14 protein-coding genes are annotated in these 18,986 nt (G+C 48.9%); all 14 read right to left on the bottom strand.

Annotated features, from left to right (window positions below; genetic code table 11):
* Positions 1-6: 6 nt before the first annotated feature.
* The gene (creD, locus tag SYK_RS00535; RefSeq protein ID WP_281761678.1) at positions 7-1,389 is read right to left on the bottom strand and encodes a cell envelope integrity protein CreD; all 1,383 of its coding nucleotides are present in this window, start codon (positions 1,387-1,389) and stop codon (positions 7-9) included.
* A 113-nt stretch (positions 1,390-1,502) separates the two neighbouring features.
* Entirely contained in the window at positions 1,503-2,927 is a 1,425-nt protein-coding gene (gene creC / locus SYK_RS00530; protein WP_281761677.1) for a two-component system sensor histidine kinase CreC, read from the bottom strand.
* Positions 2,924-3,628, bottom strand: coding sequence for a two-component system response regulator CreB (gene creB, locus SYK_RS00525; RefSeq protein WP_281761676.1), 705 nt, complete (start codon positions 3,626-3,628; stop codon positions 2,924-2,926). The genes creC and creB overlap by 4 nt, the downstream gene beginning before the upstream one ends.
* Before the next feature lie 124 nt (positions 3,629-3,752).
* The gene (gene tpx / locus SYK_RS00520) at positions 3,753-4,271 is read right to left on the bottom strand and encodes a thiol peroxidase (RefSeq protein ID WP_281761675.1); all 519 of its coding nucleotides are present in this window, start codon (positions 4,269-4,271) and stop codon (positions 3,753-3,755) included.
* A gap of 200 nt (positions 4,272-4,471) precedes the next feature.
* On the bottom strand, positions 4,472-6,889 hold the full coding sequence (locus tag SYK_RS00515) for a molybdopterin guanine dinucleotide-containing S/N-oxide reductase (protein ID WP_281761674.1): 2,418 nt from the start codon (positions 6,887-6,889) through the stop codon (positions 4,472-4,474).
* 57 nt (positions 6,890-6,946) lie between these two features.
* Complete coding sequence (locus SYK_RS00510; RefSeq protein ID WP_281761673.1) at positions 6,947-7,609, bottom strand: TorD/DmsD family molecular chaperone; 663 nt, start codon at positions 7,607-7,609, stop codon at positions 6,947-6,949.
* 11 nt (positions 7,610-7,620) lie between these two features.
* Positions 7,621-8,778, bottom strand: coding sequence for a NapC/NirT family cytochrome c (locus SYK_RS00505; RefSeq protein WP_281761672.1), 1,158 nt, complete (start codon positions 8,776-8,778; stop codon positions 7,621-7,623).
* Positions 8,779-9,072: 294 nt separating this feature from the next.
* Entirely contained in the window at positions 9,073-10,032 is a 960-nt protein-coding gene (locus SYK_RS00500; RefSeq protein WP_281761671.1) for a 4Fe-4S dicluster domain-containing protein, read from the bottom strand.
* 82 nt (positions 10,033-10,114) lie between these two features.
* A complete protein-coding gene (locus SYK_RS00495; protein WP_281761670.1) occupies positions 10,115-10,753 on the bottom strand; it encodes a TorD/DmsD family molecular chaperone in 639 nt (212 codons plus the stop codon).
* Positions 10,754-10,801: 48 nt separating this feature from the next.
* Positions 10,802-11,677 carry a dimethyl sulfoxide reductase anchor subunit family protein gene (locus tag SYK_RS00490; protein WP_281761669.1) on the bottom strand — a complete coding sequence of 292 codons (876 nt, stop codon included), beginning with the start codon at positions 11,675-11,677 and terminating at the stop codon, positions 10,802-10,804.
* A 2-nt stretch (positions 11,678-11,679) separates the two neighbouring features.
* Entirely contained in the window at positions 11,680-12,300 is a 621-nt protein-coding gene (locus SYK_RS00485) for a DMSO/selenate family reductase complex B subunit (RefSeq protein WP_281761668.1), read from the bottom strand.
* 13 nt (positions 12,301-12,313) lie between these two features.
* Positions 12,314-14,752: a DMSO/selenate family reductase complex A subunit gene (locus tag SYK_RS00480; protein ID WP_281761667.1), complete on the bottom strand. Its 2,439-nt coding sequence runs from the start codon at positions 14,750-14,752 to the stop codon at positions 12,314-12,316.
* A 204-nt stretch (positions 14,753-14,956) separates the two neighbouring features.
* The gene (locus SYK_RS00475; protein WP_281761666.1) at positions 14,957-16,375 is read right to left on the bottom strand and encodes a sigma-54-dependent transcriptional regulator; all 1,419 of its coding nucleotides are present in this window, start codon (positions 16,373-16,375) and stop codon (positions 14,957-14,959) included.
* Between the two features lie 10 nt (positions 16,376-16,385).
* Positions 16,386-18,986, bottom strand: a complete 2,601-nt coding sequence (locus SYK_RS00470) for a response regulator (RefSeq protein WP_281761665.1) — start codon at positions 18,984-18,986, stop codon at positions 16,386-16,388.

The raw sequence follows: 18,986 nt of genomic DNA, 5'->3' as shown, positions 1-18,986 counted from the left end.
AACGATCTATTCAACCTTCTTCTTTTTGCGAAACATCTTCGTATAATCCACTGAGCCTTCCAGTTCGTACCAATCTACATTACGGGTCAAAAACATCGTCGCAGCCAATATCGTGAACAACAGCCCGGAACCAAGCACCAATGCATACTGTTCCGAAAGCAAGATGAAATAAAGCGCACCATACAAAACTGAAATGGCACATCCAAATCCGATGGCAACCTTCATTTTCCCGACCATACTGCGGACATACACCGTAAGCACTGACACACACGCCACACTGGCCGCAAGATAGGCAAACCCAAATCCAATATGTTCAGCCAAAGAGATCAGCAGCAGATAAAAAATGGTTAAAGCAGCCCCCACAAAAAGGTATTGGGCCACATGAATTCGCATTCCCCGCAAGACTTCAAAGAGAAGAAAAAACTCCAACGTCAACAAAATAAACAGGAATCCATATTTCACAGCCCGCTCAGACTGAGTATAAATATCCACCGGATCTATCAGTTCCACGCCAAACGCCGGACGATCCCAACTCAACAATTCCTTGCCACCCAACCCGGCACTGTTGGCGAATTCCGTAACAGACCAATGTGCCTTGAAGCCGGTCCGTGTCACCTCACGGGTAGCAGGCAAATACTCGCCATCAAATCGAGGATGCGGCCAAATGGATTGGAGATCTACCGAGTATTCACCGCCCAAAGGAATAAAGCTCAAATCATGAGAACCATGAAGATCAAGTGTCATGGAAAAAGAAACTGAAGCAAGTCCTTCCACCGTTCTGGGGTCAACCGAAGCCGAAAACCCCGTGGGCCACTGCTTTATCAACGAATTTTCATGGCTGGGGCGAACGTCCATTGCACGCTCATTCAATTGCAATAAAGGCGGAGTCGAAATGCCACGAGGCTCCTTCAAAGGCATAAGAAGAGTCAGGGATGAAACAGCTATTACAGGTCTTCCATCCACCACCTGACCGACTTGCGGCAATTTAATTTCAGAAAAAGTGCCATTAATCTGAATTTTGGAAGTATACACCGGAATGGAAAAAATGCCGCGTTGCAGCTCATTGGGGCGCAGCACACCTTTAACTCTTGTACTTTTCGGCACGAAAAACAGATGCTCTCGCTTCTCGGTCTTGAATTCTTCTTTCTTTTGTTCCTTGGTCAACTCGTCGATGACAACTCTGGAGGAGACCTCTTCCACTGTATAATTTGCCACCAGCACCGGCGCAGTCAACCTCTGGTATCCCGCATATTGCGATGCTATTTTATGCCCGACTTCCCGGTGCAATTGATCCCGTTCATAAATCACCCCTTCCACCATGCTCAATGGAATAAGGCACAACAGAGACAGGACCGTAATCACAAAAAATTTCCCCAGATACCCTTTCATCAAACGTCTCCTTTTGTGGACGAATTCTCATTTCGTTACCGTCAAGGAGACCCTGCACCGGGCCTGTGGGATAAATGTGAAGCGAATATGTGTTTTTGATGTGGAATGGAATTTTACACGGCAAGACGCAATATGGCGCGCACCCCACCTTCGATATTCTCAAGCTTGATGCTACCGCCATGCAACTCGGCTACTTCGCGAATAAAAGGCAATCCCAGCCCTGTACTCTTCATACCGCCTGATGGACGGGGAAGTGAATAAAACCGATTAAAAATCTTATCGAAGGCGTAATCCGGGATGGGATCACCAGAGTTCGTCACTTCAACAACGGCACCCGTATTTTCACTATACGCCAACACCGAAAGGGTTCCACCTTGAGGAACAAAGTCCAAAGCATTACCCAACAAATTATCCAATGCCTGAGTGATGAGAAAGCCCTCCCCCAGCAAGAGGAGAGAGTCAGGTATTTGGCGCTCAAGAGTAATATTCGACGCAGACAACCGCACTTCTTGGGCCTCAAGCAGAGTGTTCAACTGCGTTGCAATATCCACTTCGGCAGGATTGTTCAGAGCCTCCTGCTTCTCAAGAGAAGCCAAAAGTAACAACCGCTCGATAATCTGTCTCATACGACTGTTTTCCGCGCCGATATGATGCAGAAAACGTCGTCGATCCGTATCACTTAAATCAGGTGATTCAAGAATTTCAACGGCCCCGGTAATGGCGGTGATTGGTGATTTCAACTCATGGGTCAACGAATGAACATACTGTTCCACATATTCTTTGCCTTCCAATTCCACGCGCATCTTTTCCACGGCTGCACCAAGGCGTTTCATCTCCGACGCACCAAGCCGTGGTTGTCGTGTTTGCCGTCCTCGAGCACGATCATCGGTATATGCAACCAACCGAGTTACATCTCGCCCGTGCCACCATGCCAACAACAGGGCAACAACAAGCGCGGCAAGAAACAATGAGACACTCGCCTGAATAATAGTGTTCCGCGCCTTCATGAAATACGGTTCTATACTGGCAGTAGGCTTGCCAACGGACAAAACACCAACCAGTTTATTGGCATCATTATAAATTGGTGCCGCCACATACATGACCGACTTTCCATCCTCACCGGAGGGGGTGGAACGCGCCCCGTATTTACCCCGCAATGTCAGATAAACATCATTCCACCGGGAATAATCTCGGCCAACAGCCTTGCCTCCATCCGAATCGTAAAGCACTGTGCCGCGTGCATCAGTGACATAAATCCTGTGGTCGGTTTTCTGTTTGCGCACACCCCATACGAGTGCATCAGGACTGGCTTTGGTATACCGATCAAGAGCCTCAAGTAGATGCCCATCCTTGAAGACTCCCTCACGAAAGTCTTCACGCGCGAACTCTGCGAGCATGATGGAGGTATCAATGAGTGTTTCTTCCATGGACTGACGCATGGCTGGCTTGAGTTCATCGGTCACAATATCGAGCACAAAAAACAGACTCAACCCGACCATGACGGCAAAGGCTATAAACAGACGCAAACGCAAACTCATGTTTGGTCCACCTCAATGGTATACCCAAAGCCTCGTTTGGTGACGATAGGGTCAACATCGGGAAGAACCTCGCGCAACTTGGCACGCAATGACTTTATGTGGGTATCAACAGATCGCTCCAAACTGGTCTCAGGAGATTCCCATGCCTGCTCCATAATCTGAGAACGACTGAACACACGCCCCGGCTGAGAAAGGAGAGTCGCAAGGACAAAAAATTCATGACGGGTCAATGAAAGCTCGACCCCGGCAAAAATCACAACGCCACTCTCTTCATTCACTTGAAAAAGCGCATCTGAAGTCGAGACGAAAGGCGTGACGACATCCATCGGTTCCCCGTTGGTTCGACGGAGTATGGCCCGCACGCGAGCGACCAACTCCCTCGGGCTGAATGGCTTGGTTACATAGTCATCCCCACCAATCTCCAGCCCCATCACCCTGTCGATCTCATCGCTCTTGGCTGTCAAAAAGATCACCGGAACACGAGACTCAATCCGCAATTCCCGACACACAGCAAGCCCGCTAATATCCGGCAGGCCGACATCCAAAATAATCAGGTCGGCCCCGTGTGCATGATAATCAGCCAGCCCTTCCCGCCCAAGCGTATAATGCCGCACAAGGAAATCTTCCTGCTGCAATGCAAACGAAACAGCATCCGCGATGGCGACTTCATCTTCGATCAATATAATGGTCTGTCGTGACATGCGTTTCGATATACCCCAGCCATGAACCAAGGTCCAGAGCAGCAAAACAAGTGGATGAAGTATGCAACAAAAAAAATCCGCCTTTCCTTCAAGAAAGACGGACTATTTTAATGAGACAAAACTGCTAGCCAATAACTTTTCGTACGGCCTCAAGGACTGTTGCATAGTCTGGTTCTTCAGTGATTTCCTTCAAATATTCGACATATTCGACCTTTCTATCCTTGCCGACCACGAAAACCGCACGGGTCAAAAGGCGCAGTTCCTTGATAAGCGTCCCCCAGTTTTCACCAAAGGAAGCGCCGGCATGGTCAGACAATGTCTGGACGGCTTCGACTCCTGCTGCCCCGCACCAACGGGCCTGTGCAAACGGCAGATCCATGCTGACAGTCAGAATTTTAACATCATCGCCAAGGGCTGCAGCCTCGGTATTGAAACGACGGGTTTCCATGTCACACACGGGAGTATCCAAAGACGGCACAGCTGCGATAATCAACACTTTACCTGCATAATCGGCCAAAGTGGCAGGAGACAGATCATTGGCGGCAACAGTAAAATCAGGAGCAATGTCCCCAACTTTGATTTCGGGACCAACCAAGGTCAACGGATTCCCTTGAAAAGTAATAACTCCAGTTCGTTCACTCATATTTTCTCCTTCGCTAACAAGGTTATTATCCAAGTAACTATTATCACCTACGAAGCAGAAATAAGTCAACGAGAAAAAAAGACCTTCGGCTACAAGCCAAAGATCTTTTCATTCAAAAGGGTGTATTTTCATAGCAGAGAAAAAGGCCCTCCTCAGGAGGAATCGAGGAAGGCCTTTGATACCGACTGAATGAAAACCGGTTACATTGTACCCTTGGGTGCATCAAACACAGTTATTTCAGGCAGTTTACCCTTGTATTTCTCAATCTGCACCAGACTGGTGTTGGCATTGACTGCTTGCGCCAACTTGGAGCTTCCCTTGTCCAGAGTCAGGACATTGGCACTACCGTAAGCGCACATAGACCCAGATTTTCCCGGTTCGATGGGATCATACCAACCGCCTTCACAAAGACGAACGACTCCCTGACGAAGGTTGTCAGTTACCATGGCTCCTGCCAAAACGGCACCACGATCATTGAAGATGCGTACAACCTCGCCATCCTTGATTCCACGGGCCTTGGCGTCTTCCACGCTGATCCACACAGGTTCGCGTCCCTGTACAGTGTACAGTTTGCGGAGTGCCTTCACATGGTTCATCTGCGAATGCAGGCGATGTCTGGGGTGAGAGGTCATCAAATGCAAAGGATAGGTCTTGGCCTTCTCGCATCCAAGCCACTCGGTCGGCTCAATCCAAGAAGGATACGCCTTGCAGTCATCATACCCCATTTTGGCAATCGCGTTGGAATAGATTTCGATCTTGCCGGAAGGCGTTCCCAACGGCTCAAGAAGCGGATCTTCGCGATACTCATTATAACGAACCCACGTCTTGGCGGATTCGGGCACCTTGAATTCAAGAATTTCACCTTTGTCCCAGAACTCCTTGAAGGCAGGCATGGTCAAACCTTTACGTTTTGCATCAGCCATGGCCTGATTATAGAAGGATTCAAGCCATTGTGCGCCACTCTTGCCCTCGGTGAACTGAGAACCAATACCGAGCTTGCCTGCGACAAAGGCAAAAGCATCAAAGGTCGGCTTGGATTCGTACTGCGGCTTGATAGCTGGCTTCAACGGAATCAGGAAACGTCCGTCTTCACTGGTCGTCATATCCATGCACTCGGCTGGCGTGGAGATAGGCAGCACGATGTCTGCCATCCGTGCGGTGGGTGTCCAGAACATTTCATGAACAACAATGCACTCGGGTTTCTGCCATGCCCTGATAGCGGATTCACGTTGCGGCTGACGGGTATGGGAGTTGGCAAAACCGTTGTAAATCATCTTGATGTCGGGATATTTCACCTTGCGACCATTATAATCAATAATTTTTCCGGGATTCAGCAGCATATCGATATTCCGTGCGGTGGGAATCGGTGTAGGAGCACCTTCAGGCGTCTTGCCGCCGGACATACCGGGGACACTCGGAGCGTTTGCAAACGGAGTTCCCTGATTGGAATACAAATGACCAATACTGAAGCCACCACCGGGCAGACCGATCTGACCGAGCATGCACGCCAAAGTTACCAACATCCAGTGAGGTTGCTCACCATGGTCGGCACGTTGGATACCCCAACCACTCATCAAAATCGTACGGTTCTTGGCAAAAACTTCGGCCAATTCACGCATTGTCTTGGCGGGCACACCGCAGACGGATTCTGCCCATTCAGGTGTTTTTGGCTGACCATCGGATTCACCAAGCAGATAAGGAAGGAACTTGTCGAAGCCGCTTGTATACTCTTCCATAAACGACTTGTCTGTCAGTCCTTTTTCATGAACCGTATACGCAATGCCCAACATCATGGCGACATCGGTATTGGGACGCGGAGCAATCCATTCGCCGCCCAATTCCTGAATGGATTCGTTACGGGTCGGATCAATAAAAATGAGACGCTTGCCGCGCTTCTTCAACTCCTCAAAACTCTCGATTCCCTTATGGGTCGGAGCTGGCCAGGAGATGCGCAACGTGTTCATCGGATTTCCGCCCCAGATGACAACCACATCGGAATTTTCAACGATCACGGGCCATGAAGTCTGCTGGCTATAGACTTCCATATTACCAACAACATACGGCATGATGACCTGCGAAGCACCGGTTGAATAATCACCCACGGCACGGACAAAACCACCCATCAAGTTGGAAAGACGGCTCATGCAGGCGCCTGCCGAGTTAACCTTACCCAACATGTACCACCCACTGGGAGTGGAATAGACGGAATCCTGTCCATACTCCTTGGTTATACGATAAAGGTTGTCGGCAATCAGCTCACCGGCCTTATCCCAGCTGACTCGAACAAACTCGCCTTTACCTCGTTCAGAAGTATCAGACTTGTAACCATCTTTCAGAAAGCCCTTGCGTACCATGGGGTACTTGATACGAGCGGGAGAATGAACGTATCCCGGCATATTAGTGGTCATCTCGTTGACGGAGCTGTCCTTGCCGAAAGGTTCGGATTTCACGATCTTGCCATTCTGAGCCTGAAGCTTGAAAATGCCCCAGAAAGTAGCACAGGAACCTGCGTTCATTTCAGGGCTTCCGGCCATGGCTGTCCCGAGCATGGATGGTCCCAACAACGATGTCGCAACACCAGCGGCTGCGGAATAACCGAGGAATTGACGACGCGACATTCCTGGTCTGTTGTTCTGATTCGATTGTGTCACAAGAATTACCTCCGTAATGTGTAGTTAGGCAGCGTGTGCTGCATGAGTAGAATTTGCACTGCCCGTCAAAGAATCCGATAAGATCCTTCGCGTAAAACTTGCCAAAGCGGCATAGAAACCGTTTCGATCATTGCGTTCACAGGCAGTCAAAAAGTAAGGAAGCCATGCATTGATTTGATCACGCACCAATTGATCACGATATTCATTCCATGGCCCATCAGGGTCAGACGCTGACCGCGCTTCCAGATAACCAAGAAACTCCAACTGCACGCTCACGTGATCAGCAGACTCATCGCTTTCCAAAGCCGGTCCAAGTCCGCATCGGGACATGAGTTCCGCACAGGTATCAATACAATTCATTTGCGAACCGTCGGACTCCTCCGACCAGTCATGCCAATGCGTAGGCGCAGCCTTTGGCCCCCCGACTCCATGAAAAAGCCACGAGAATGCACCCGCCAAATCCAACACGGTATCCTCGTATGTTCCGGGTCCCTGAAGAATAGACCGCATACGTTCAAGTTCAACGGCCTCAGGGATCTCACCTGCAATCGTATCGAGAAGTACTCGGCCCTTGCCGTTCCTGTAACTTTCGACATCGTCCAGAGTGAGTTCGCGTGCAAACAATGTTGCGATCCACGTCAGAATCAACGGCCTATTGATCATGGTGTTCTTTTCTTCTTTCAGCATACAAAACCTCTTTATGAATGAGTCTCTCCGGTGACATCAGATGCTCTCATCTGGAGATATTTCAGCAAAAGCCGATAATTATTCTTGTCCAATGACACTCTGTTGCCCATCGATTTGATGCCGCCAATCCACTGATTGGCCGTAAAATGACTGGCCGGTGTCTGTGCATGGCATCCACCACACGTTGCCGCATGAAGTTCACTGCCGTAGTTGTTCAACCGGTCAATATCAGCCACGAATTCTCCAACCTTTATCCAGCAGTCGAATTCAGCCTTACGCCATGATTGCCCGGTTTCAGGGTCAACCATGGGTTCTCCGCCTTTGACTGTATCGAGCACTTTCTTACTCAGGGCAGCCGCGAAAACACGCCGCCCCTGAGCTTCACAAATGACGCGTTCAGCCCCGATCTGCTGCCAACCACGAACACGGACTTTGGCCCAGTCACCGGATGTTTCGAGTACTTCAAGTTTGGTAAGGGGAAGAAGTCTGCCAGCTTTGGAGCCATCTTTTTCAAGAAAGCAACTGGCGACACTGATTGGATAAACTGCCTCGACATCAAAGTCGCCGTTCTTGGCCTCACTTTGGATTTCTTCATACAACATTCTAAATCCGGCAGAGAGGTCCGGCATGGTATGGGCAATACCTTTATGGCAATCAATACACGTCTGCCCATCCTGCAAGCCCTTTTGCATCGTCTTAGCAGATTCCGGCTTCTTGAAAGCTGTAAAATCAAAAGCAGTGACATTGTGGCAGGATTTGCATTCGCGAGAATCGCTTTCTTTAAAATCAGCCCACACACTTTTTGCAAGTCTCAGTCTATTTTCTTCAAATTTTTCAGGAGTATCAATGGTGCCAGCCATCCAACTGAATATTTCGGAAACCGATGCGGCCTTTCTTTCCAACATGGGTATCAGGGGTTGCGGCACATGGCAGGATGAGCACTTGGCTCGAACACCTGACGAGTTGTTAAAATGTTTTGTTTTTTTGAACTCAGGATACACTGTTTGTTCCATGACATGACACGATAGACACAAACTATTTCCTTCATCCTCATCACCTTCTGACCCGGCCCCTACGGCGGCAGAAATAAGTAACACCCCTCCCAGACATATTCCGGCAAGCAGGAGCCACTGATGTTTGCCAATCCTGGCACCGAATCCCTTTTCCATTCAAATTCTCCTTTACGTTTTTGTTATGGTCGATTCACTTATCCTCAAACGCAAAAGCAAGATGGATACCATAATGCATAAGAACAAAAGCCCCTTCTATCCCAGTAAGTTACACTCGAATAAACTTGTTCATATTTACGTTTTTTCTGGAAAGTTCCACCAAGAGCGGAGAGTTTTCCAAAGACTTTGGAAAACCGATGTGTATGGGAACAAAAAAAACACCATAAAAAAAAGGCTTACGGTATCAACGTAAGCCCTTGAAGCATCTTTGGTAGAATAAAAAGAACGAGTAAATCATACCCCCAGCTTATGCGCACAAACAGTGCAATATCCATTGGTCAACGTTGTTGACGCAGCCTTGCATCGTTTACACGTTTGAAACGAGCCTGAATACAGAATATGAGGAGTTTCATCCGTCAATGATACGGAAACGGCTGGACGACGCTGTATACTTTCAGAAAGGCATGATTTGACACACAGGTTGCAATCAACGCATTTCCATGCAGTAAATCGGATTGAAAACTCATTATTCTCGACAATAAATTCCAGCGCATTCACCGGACAAACTCTGGAGCAAGTCCCACACCCGGTGCATGACTGGACAACTTCCATCTCTGCAATTCGCACGGGTTCGGGCACATGCTCTGCACACGACAACAAACGAAATGCCGTATGCAATCTGAGTCGTTTGAAACCAGTTGTCTGGGTATGTAAAAACACCGACTTATCGGCCTTCACTTGAGAGGGCACTGCCTCTTTCCGGGAACCGAACAGATTGAACAGCCCTCGCCGGGACATGGTGTTTGCACTCATTGGGCGAGAACTCTTTTTCTCAACACAGTGCATTTTTGCAGAAACGGCAGGACATGCCAGACGAAAGGCATCCAGATTTCTGGCAAACAGACGACATTGATCTCCTTTTGTACATTTCGCACAATCGCCATGCACAAATCGAAGGGTTTCAACATTAGCAAGAGCCATAGCTGCCAAGACATCCATCCCGAAAGCAGAAAGGCAACCATCCAACTGTACCATTCCCTCAGGGGCAAAGGGGATGGCAAAACACCCCACAGAAATGGTAACAGTTGGACAGAGAGAGGTGATTTTTTTCAGGAGACGCCCTGCTGCATTATGCGTCACCGCATCAACAGGACAAACCGCAGCACAGGCGCCACATGCCAGACAAATATCTCCGATAAAACACGAAATATCAGCAAGAGAAATTGCCTTTGAAGGACACACATCGGCGCACAAAGAGCAGTCTCCCCCCTTAAACCGGAGACATGTGCTTTCCGTAAAAACCGGTTGGTACGGCATACAGCTTACCGAGCTAAAATTATTGAGCCAATATCCGGGGCAAAGAATCCACCAGACTCATGCACAGTCGGGCCATTGAGGTGTAATACTCCGTGACCGATTTTGATTCGATTTCCGCCAGACATTCCTTTGCCCATTTCCCAATGTGATCTTGATAAAAAGCTTTGGCATCTTCAGCGCACTCATCGGCTTTGACAGTATCGCCCGCCTCCATCGCATCTGCTGACAAAGCGAACAAACGAGCCATGAAATCCAACTCCAATCCGATATGATCGTCCGGTTCATTGTTCAGCTTGGGCGCAACAACTCCGTAACGGGCGTACGCCTCACGTACTGCAAATGTAGGGTCACCAAAAAGGAGCCGTTCCTTGGTCGTCCAGACGGACTCCCACACAGGTACAGCGGAATCAGGAATGACAAACAACGCAGTGTAATCATCCTGCAAAAGGGCCATGCCCTGCTCATCAAGCTCGGCAATACAGGAGATCAGCATGTCAAGGGAGGCCTTATCTTCAACGGATGTTTCCAGCGGCCATTCTTCCAAAAGGTTTTCATCACGAACCTGAGAAATGAATTCTTTTTCTGGGTCGTGCGAAAAGACTCTGCCGAAAAAAGCGCATACTATGGCCGCAGCAAAATATGTATCTGATGTTTCCATGATTTTCCAAAGGCCCGAGGGAATTACTCCTCGGGCCATATTTGTATATTACAGTCCGATTCGAAGGTAGGTCCCGTAGAACATGAGTCTGGCGACAATCTCACCAGCAAGCACAAGCCCAAAGGCGCACAGGCTGAGATTGGTCATGGCACTCATTTCATTGGATGCAATGATCTTGTAGATACCCCATGCAAACACTGCCGTTCCCAAAAAGGTCAATGCGACACAGGCAACGAACAGGAATGTTCCTCCCGATGTCAGTATATCAATACCGGAAACGCCCAGATTATTCGTTGCATCAAGGGAAATCATATCAAGCGGTATGCCGATAAACTTCAATCCCAACCCCAGTATGGCTGCAACAATGAATGCACCAGCAATACGGATATGATCGCCTTTTTTAAGCTCGTCGCCCTTGTTGGTCTGGATACCAAACAGTACGCCGCCCGCAATGGAACCAAGAATCAACATGGTGCCATAGAAACCCAGCATGGTTGAAATGCTGTCCCAGACGGGTACGGTTTGCAGCATGTATACTCTGGACATGACGAACACAGTGACAAGTCCCAGAATACTGGCGGCCACAGATACTCCGGTTGCCTTGGCTTCCGGCGATTTCATGCGAATGACAGCCAAAGCCACAACCGAGACAAAAAAGCCTCCGGTGGCAAGGATCTCACGACTCAACCATGAAGAACCAGCGTTGAGTATCGTATAGACACTGTGCATAGGGGTCCCAAGGTGTCCTAAGGAAAACAACAAGGAAGCACCTGTCACCAGACTGATTGTCGGAAGCTGCCACGAGAAGCTCTTGCTAACAGAAGACGGCGAAATAACCCGCGCGACTTCAGACACCAACAACATACCAATTGCGGTTTGTACGAGGATGGTGAAAATGACCAGACTCCATTCATTAAAGAGCATTGTTACACCTCCTCAGGATTTTGAATTGTACCAAGACGTGATCCAGCCGGTTGCGCATTGCGGTTGGCCGAAACAATCAGGTTGGGATATGTGATAGACGGGTCAGGCAACGGAGCGACAACTTGAGACGCTCCATGTTTGGCGACCAGATCTTCATATTCTCCAAACTCAAGAGCACGAGTGGGACATGCTGCTACACACGCCGGTGGCTTGCCCTGCTCCAGATAATCACGACAGAAGTCGCATTTTTCCATCTTGCCCTTTTTGGCATTATACTGTGGGGCAGAATAGGGACAACCCCATTCGCAATAACGACAGCCAACACACTTGTCGTGATCGACGCTGACGATACCATTTTCATCCTTGTGCATGGCCGTAGTCGGACATGAACGAACGCAGATGGGATTCTCGCAATGGTTGCACGAAACAGACAGGTAATAGGCGAATACGTTCTGTTCATATGCACCGTTTTTGTCTTTCATCCAATCGCCGCCAGCATACTCAGTAACACGCCTGAAAAGAACGCCATCAGGGAGATCATTCTTATCCATGCAGGCGATCATGCACGTTTTACATCCCGTGCATGCTTCCATATCAAAATAAAATGCAGGTCTTTTTAACATCAATCAGTCTCCCTTACGCCTTTTCGACCTGTACAAGGTTGGTATGCTGGGGATTCCCCTTTGCCAACGGTGAAGGACGAAGTGTCGTCAGAACGTTTACACAGCCACCGTGGTCAGCTCCATCCTTGCCCGGATCAAACCATGCCCCCTCAGGCAGGGTCAAAACACCTGGCATGATGCGGGGTGTGACCTTGGCAATGGTGTAAACCACGCCTCGAGCGTTGAAGACCTTGACCTTTCCGCCGTGGACAATGCCTCGTTCTTCGGCATCCATGGGATTGATCCAGAGTTCCTGTGGCGCGACTTTTTTCAGCCAGTCCACATTGCCGTAGGTGGAATGCGTGCGTTGTTTATAATGATGACCAATCAATTGCAGAGGAAATTCCTTTCTCAAAGGATCAGAAACGCCTTCCCAAGTGGGAGCGTATTCCGGAAGACCGGATATGACATCGCCTTCGGCGAGTTCCCATTCATGAGCGATATCCCAAAGTTGCTTGGAAAAGATTTCCAATTTACCTGAAGGACTCCTCAAGGGATGGCCTTCAGGATCATCCCGAAATTCCTTGTAAGGAACCGGAGGCAAACCGGGCTTTTCACGCTTATACAATCCCATGGCAAAGGCATCCTCAAGCTTGGCGGGAAGCTCGGGCAATTTTTCGCGAGACTTCTGATAGACATATTCAACCCATTGCGCACGGGTCCGTCCCTCAGTGTATTTCTGTTCCGCACCCAGACGTTTGGCTACACCTGCACAGATATCAAAAATGGTACGACTTTCAAAAAGTGGCTCAATGACTTTTTCTGCAAAAATAACGTAGCCCATTTCCGAAGAAAAACCTTGAGGAGCAAAATCATCCTCTTCAAGGTTTGAAGTCGCAGGAAGAAGATAATCAGCAAATTTAGCGCTTGGCGTCATGAAGTTATCAACGACCACAACGGTTTCACACTTGCTGTCGTCAGCAAGAATTTCCGATGTCCGATTGCTGTCTGAATGCTGATTTACAAGACAATTGCCAGCATAGTTCCAGATAAACTTGATAGGTGCTTCCAGACGATCACGTCCCTGCACACCATCCCTTTTCGCAGTCATCTCCGTGCCGCGTTCAATGGCATCAGTCCAGGTAAAACAGGATATGGATGTCTTGACCGGATTCTGAAGAACCGGGAAAGGAGCAAACGGGATTCCATACCCACTTTCACGGGCGCCGGTGTTACCGCCCTGCACTCCCACGTTGCCTGTAAGAATAGGTAACATGCTGATGGCACGACAGTTGTTTTCACCGTTGGCCTGACGTTGTACGGACCACCCTTGAGAGATATAGCAAGGCTCTGCCTGACCAATTTCACGGGCCAGCTGGACAATACGGCGAACGGGAATACCCGTAATCTTCGAAGCCCATTCCGGTGTCTTTGCCTGACCGTCCTTGCCCGTGCCCAGAATGTAGGATTTGTAAGAATTACCGGCAGGCACGCCTTCAGGCATGGAATCTTCGTCATAGCCGACGGTACACCGCTTGATGAAATCATTATCAACCAGATTTTCGGAAATCATCACATGGGCCAGACCACAAACTAGCGCTGCATCGGTGCCCGGACGGATGGGAATCCATTCATCAGCCAGTGTTGTGGCTGTATCCGTAAAACGAGGATCAACGACAATAATCCGCGCATACCCTTTTTTCCTGGCCTGAATCACATCATGCACAAGACCACCACCGCTCATGCGTGTGGCAGCGGGGTTGTTGCCGAACAACACCACCAGCTTGCTGTTGACGATGTCAGACAAGAGGTTGCCACGAACCCACCCCTTACCAAAGGTGTACGGCAACGCCATGTCGATCTGTGCATCACTATACGTTCCATACTGATTGAGGTAGCCGCCCAGACAGTTCATGAGACGGGCAACAGGAGTGGAGCCAGTCGGCCAGGACTTGGACATGACTGCGCCAAGGTTGCCGGTGCCATAATTCAGATATACGGACTCGTTGCCCCACTTCTCAATAGTATCGCCCAGACTCTTTGCGATTCCATCCAAAGCCTCGTCCCAGGAAATACGCTCGAACTTGCCTTCACCACGTTTGCCCACACGCTTCATGGGGTACTTCAAACGATCCGGCGCATAAATACGGTGGCGCATTGAACGACCGCGCAAACAAGCACGGACCTGATGATCGCCATAAATATCTTCACCCTTGTCGTCTGTTTCGACACGGGTGACCACGCCATCCTTTACAAAAGCCCGCAAGGCACATCGGCTGCCGCAATTCACATTGCAGGATGTCCAAACAACCTTATCGGCGAATGGTTCAGCGCTCTCAACAGACCGAAGACCATAAAAAAAACCGGTTCCCGACAGGGCTGTCACCCCACCGAGCGCGGCACTCCATTTCAGGAATTTACGTCTTCCAAGCCGCCCTTCTACAGGGGGTTTCTCAGATTCCTTCTTACCCATAACTATCCTCACTCGTTTGACTGTGCGCGAGGGCACAGTGAATCTAACATCATGGGAATTTTGATATCAACAACTATGCCATGAGAAAATACAAATAAAAACAGTATATTATGTGAATTTGAGCACATAGGAAAAGAGATTATTCCAACGTATCTGGAAAGAGACCAACACTTTTGGACAACCCACTCCGAAAAGTCTGGAAAGCTATTCTTTCTCTATGCCGTACTGCTTGAGCTGATCGTATACCCGGCTTTTCCGCAATCCAGAGATTGTACAGGCACGTTCTATGTCCCAACACGAAGCTTCCATCAAGCGGGTAAAATAACTCTTGTCGGCCTGCTCCAAAACATGCCCACGGTATTCTTTATACGAAGGCAAAGTACCGCACTCTTCTGTTTGAGTTTCGGTAAAATTGGTATTGGTATATGAGTCTTCGTTCAAAACAAGATCATGTTTCAACATCGCGATACGTGTCCGCTCCGGTAGATGCTTCGCGAATAATTCAGTGTGGCCGTAGGCGCTAATCATTGCATTCTCAAGAACGTTGACCAGCTCACGAATGTTGCCCGGCCAATCATACCGGGCAAGAGTTTCCATAAAATTATCAGAAAATGTCTTGGGAGGAATTGCATTTTTCTCGCAGATATACCGTGCAAAATGCTGAGTCAGTTCGCCCAAATCCTCCTTACGGTCTCGTAACACGGGAAGGTTGATAGTCATGGCCCCCAGTCGATACAGCAGGTCATTGCGGAAAAGCCCCTTTTGGACCATCTCATTCAAATCTCGATGCGTGGCTGCGACCAGTCGGAAGTTACTGCTGACTTCCTGACTTCCGCCCACCTGACGATATTTGCGTTCCTGCAAAACCCTGAGCAGTTTCTTCTGCAAGGGGAGTGGCATTTCCCCTATTTCATCAAGAAAAAGAGTGCCGCCATGCGCCTCAAGGACCAACCCACAGCTTGAACGATCCGCTCCGGTAAAAGCCCCTTTGACATGACCGAACAGTGTGCTTTCCAACAGATTGGCCGGAATTGAAGCACAGTCGACAATCACGAAAGGACCTCGACTCCTCTTGCTGTTTTCATGAAGAGCACGCGCAAACAGTTCCTTACCCGTTCCGGTTTCACCAGTCAGAAGAAGACTGGCGTCACTATGCGCAGCCGCCCCCAAGCGTTCCAAGGCATGAGTGATGGCAGGCCCATTGCCGACGATGCCACACCGCTTGAAAGGAGGTTGATTATTCCCTTCGTTACGTAACGTGTCCCGATATTTGAGAACCCGTTGCAGCGGGAGCAAAATCTTCTTGGGAGAAAGAGGTTTTTGCAAGTAGTCCCACGCCCCGTTGCGTATGGCCAACTCAGCTCCATCAGGGTCACCAAGACCTGTGAGGATAATGACTTCAGGGGGAATGGGAAGCTCCCTGAGTTGTGGCAAAATATCCAGCCCGTTGCCATCAGGAAGTCTGATATCCAAAAAAACCACATCAAATTCTTCAGCCAGATTCTTTTCCAATCCTTCCTGGACGCTTGATGCGTAATCGGCCTCATGCCCAATATTTCGAATCAACTCCATGAGCGCATCACAGATCATGCGATCATCATCTATCACCAGTACCTTGGCCATATATCAGCTCCTATTCCATGAAGTCATGCGTTTCGTCTTCAAGATCGGGCCGCAAGTATTTCCGCACGGCCAAAGCCAGCATTTTCAGACTGATTGGTTTTTTGAGGTATTCCGTTATGCCGAGGGACGTAGCTGTACTCTCATCGAAGCTCTGACTATACCCACTGCAAACAATAATCGGAACAGTCGGTTTTTCTTCAAGAATTTTCCGAGCAAGATCATCCCCACTCAATCCAGGCATATTGTAATCTGTTATGACAAGGTCAAATTTCTCTGGAGCGCTGCTAAACAACTCTAACGCAGCCCGACTGTCTGTTTCCGCATGGACCTTATACCCAAGGTTTGCAAGGAATTCAGAACAGGATTTGACCAGTTCCTCTTCGTCATCCACAAACAAAATACTCCCAGTCCCCTTAAAAATTTCTCCGCCGCCACTCGACAACACAGGCTGTTCACCACTCTCGCTACGAGCCGGGATGAACACCTGAAAAAGAGAGCCTCGTCCATGGATGCTTTTTACCAGCACTTCGCCTCCCCAAGATTTCACAATGCCCTGGACAACAGAAAGTCCTAGCCCAGTTCCCTTGCCCGGTTCTTTGGTGGTAAAAAACGGATCAAAAAGACGCTCGATCAACTCAGGTTCGATACCGCTTCCTGTATCCCTCACTTCGAGAATCAAATACGACCCCGGCTCAAGGGTCTGTGCCCCGACCTGAGAAGGATTCACCTGCCCGGACCGCAGGGAGAGAGAAAGCGTCCCGCCCATACTTTCCATTGCATGGGCTGCGTTAGTGCATAAATTCATCAAAACCTGATGCATCTGTGTAGGATCGACAAGCACCGTCGATTCCGGCGAATCAATCGTATATTCAATTGTAATGGAAGCCGGCAGCGAGGATTGCAAGAATTTGACGGTTTCCTTAAGAATAGGACCGACATTCAATACCGCGGCCTCATCGTTACTTTTTCTCGTAAAAGTCAAAATTTGATTCACCAGATCACGACCTCGATACGCTGCCGCAAGAATAGCCCGAATTTTTGGATGAATGGTTTTATCAACATCCATATGAAACATTTCTATCATTTCACCATTGGCAATAATGACACCAAGGATATTGTTGAAATCGTGTGCAATACCGCCAGCGAGCGTCCCAAGAGCTTCCATGCGCTGGACTCGTTGAAGCTGCCGTTCCTTTTCATGCAGTGATATCTCGGTCCGTTTACGCTGCAAAGCTTCTTCAAAAGCAAACAAGACTTCCGCCAAAATCAAGACTTCATTGGATACATACCGATTTTCGCTACGAGCAACCGCAATGATTTTCATATTGGTACCCGCAAGAATCTGAAGCGGAACCACAATCAGATGAGGATGACCTTTCCTGTCTCCACCAATAGACACATTCACGACGTGGCCACCAGCCAGACGGTCCAGTTGCTCACCTTCAAGAATGACACTTTCAAACTCGGCGCAATCCCATTCAGGGCAGTCTGCACCACCTTCCGTGGCAAGCAGAACCTTGATTGCCCCTGTTTGCTCGACCTCGCCAAGAAATGCCCGTTCACTTGACGACATCGTCTTTGCTTCCTGCAAACAACGCAACATGACCTCTCGCTCAGTGTGACAATCCAATGCTCCAAGCAAAACCTTATTAATGGAACTCAAGGCCATGGTTCTTTGAGCCACCTGGCGTTTAAGACTGCGGTTCCAGAACAAAACCAGAACAATACCACCCAAAACCAGAACAATACCACCCAAAACCAGACCAAGTACACCCAACAGTCCCAGCCAGAATGTCCAACTGGCCCAGATTGGTCGGTAGTGCAAGGTCAACCATTTTTCTTCAATGGTCTTGCGTTCATGGGGAAGAATCATCGCGAGACCTTTCCTCAAAATCTGACCGACTATGGGTTGACTCTTGAGCGAGGCTATTCGCAAATCAATCGTATAACTGGAAATACCGGCTATTCGCAGATTACTGATACGAGCATTGGCAATATACCGGGAAGCAAGCGCCATATCACAGATCAAGGCATCAACATCACCGACCGCCAAAGAACGCAAACCCCCGATATACCCGCCCGCCATGGTGACGACGGTATAATCTCCCGGAAAATATTTCTCCAAATAACTGATAAACTCCGGCGAAACAGTGACGCCGATTCTCATGCCATCCAGCTTTTCAAGAGAAAGCTCTCCTTTGAACTCCTTCCGGGTTATTATAGCAGCCGGAACATTCACATAAGGCTGGGTGAAATCGAGAAAATCACGACGTTCATCCGTCATTTCAAGAGCGGCGACAACAGAGATTTCGCCCCTCTTGATTCCTGCGAGGACTTCATCCCGATTTCTAAACCGTAACGGGACAAACTTGAGACCCGTTTTTTCATTGATTAACCGGATATAATCAGCACTCAACCCTTGATATCCACCCTTTAAACCGAACTCTTCATACGGCGGATAGTGCAAGGAGACACCGAGTGGTATCTCCTTGTTTTTTTCAATCCATTCCTGTTCTTCGGCCGTGAGTGGAGTCTGCCCGTCAAGCGGGGTGCAGGAAAATGCCACCAGAACCATGCAGACACACAGGATAAATCCGAATACTCGTTTCAT

The organism is Pseudodesulfovibrio nedwellii, from assembly GCF_027923765.1.
GTDB classification, from domain to species: domain Bacteria; phylum Desulfobacterota; class Desulfovibrionia; order Desulfovibrionales; family Desulfovibrionaceae; genus Pseudodesulfovibrio; species Pseudodesulfovibrio nedwellii.
The sequence above is the reverse complement of the archived record's forward strand: the minus strand, read 5'-3'. Positions and strand labels throughout refer to the sequence as shown.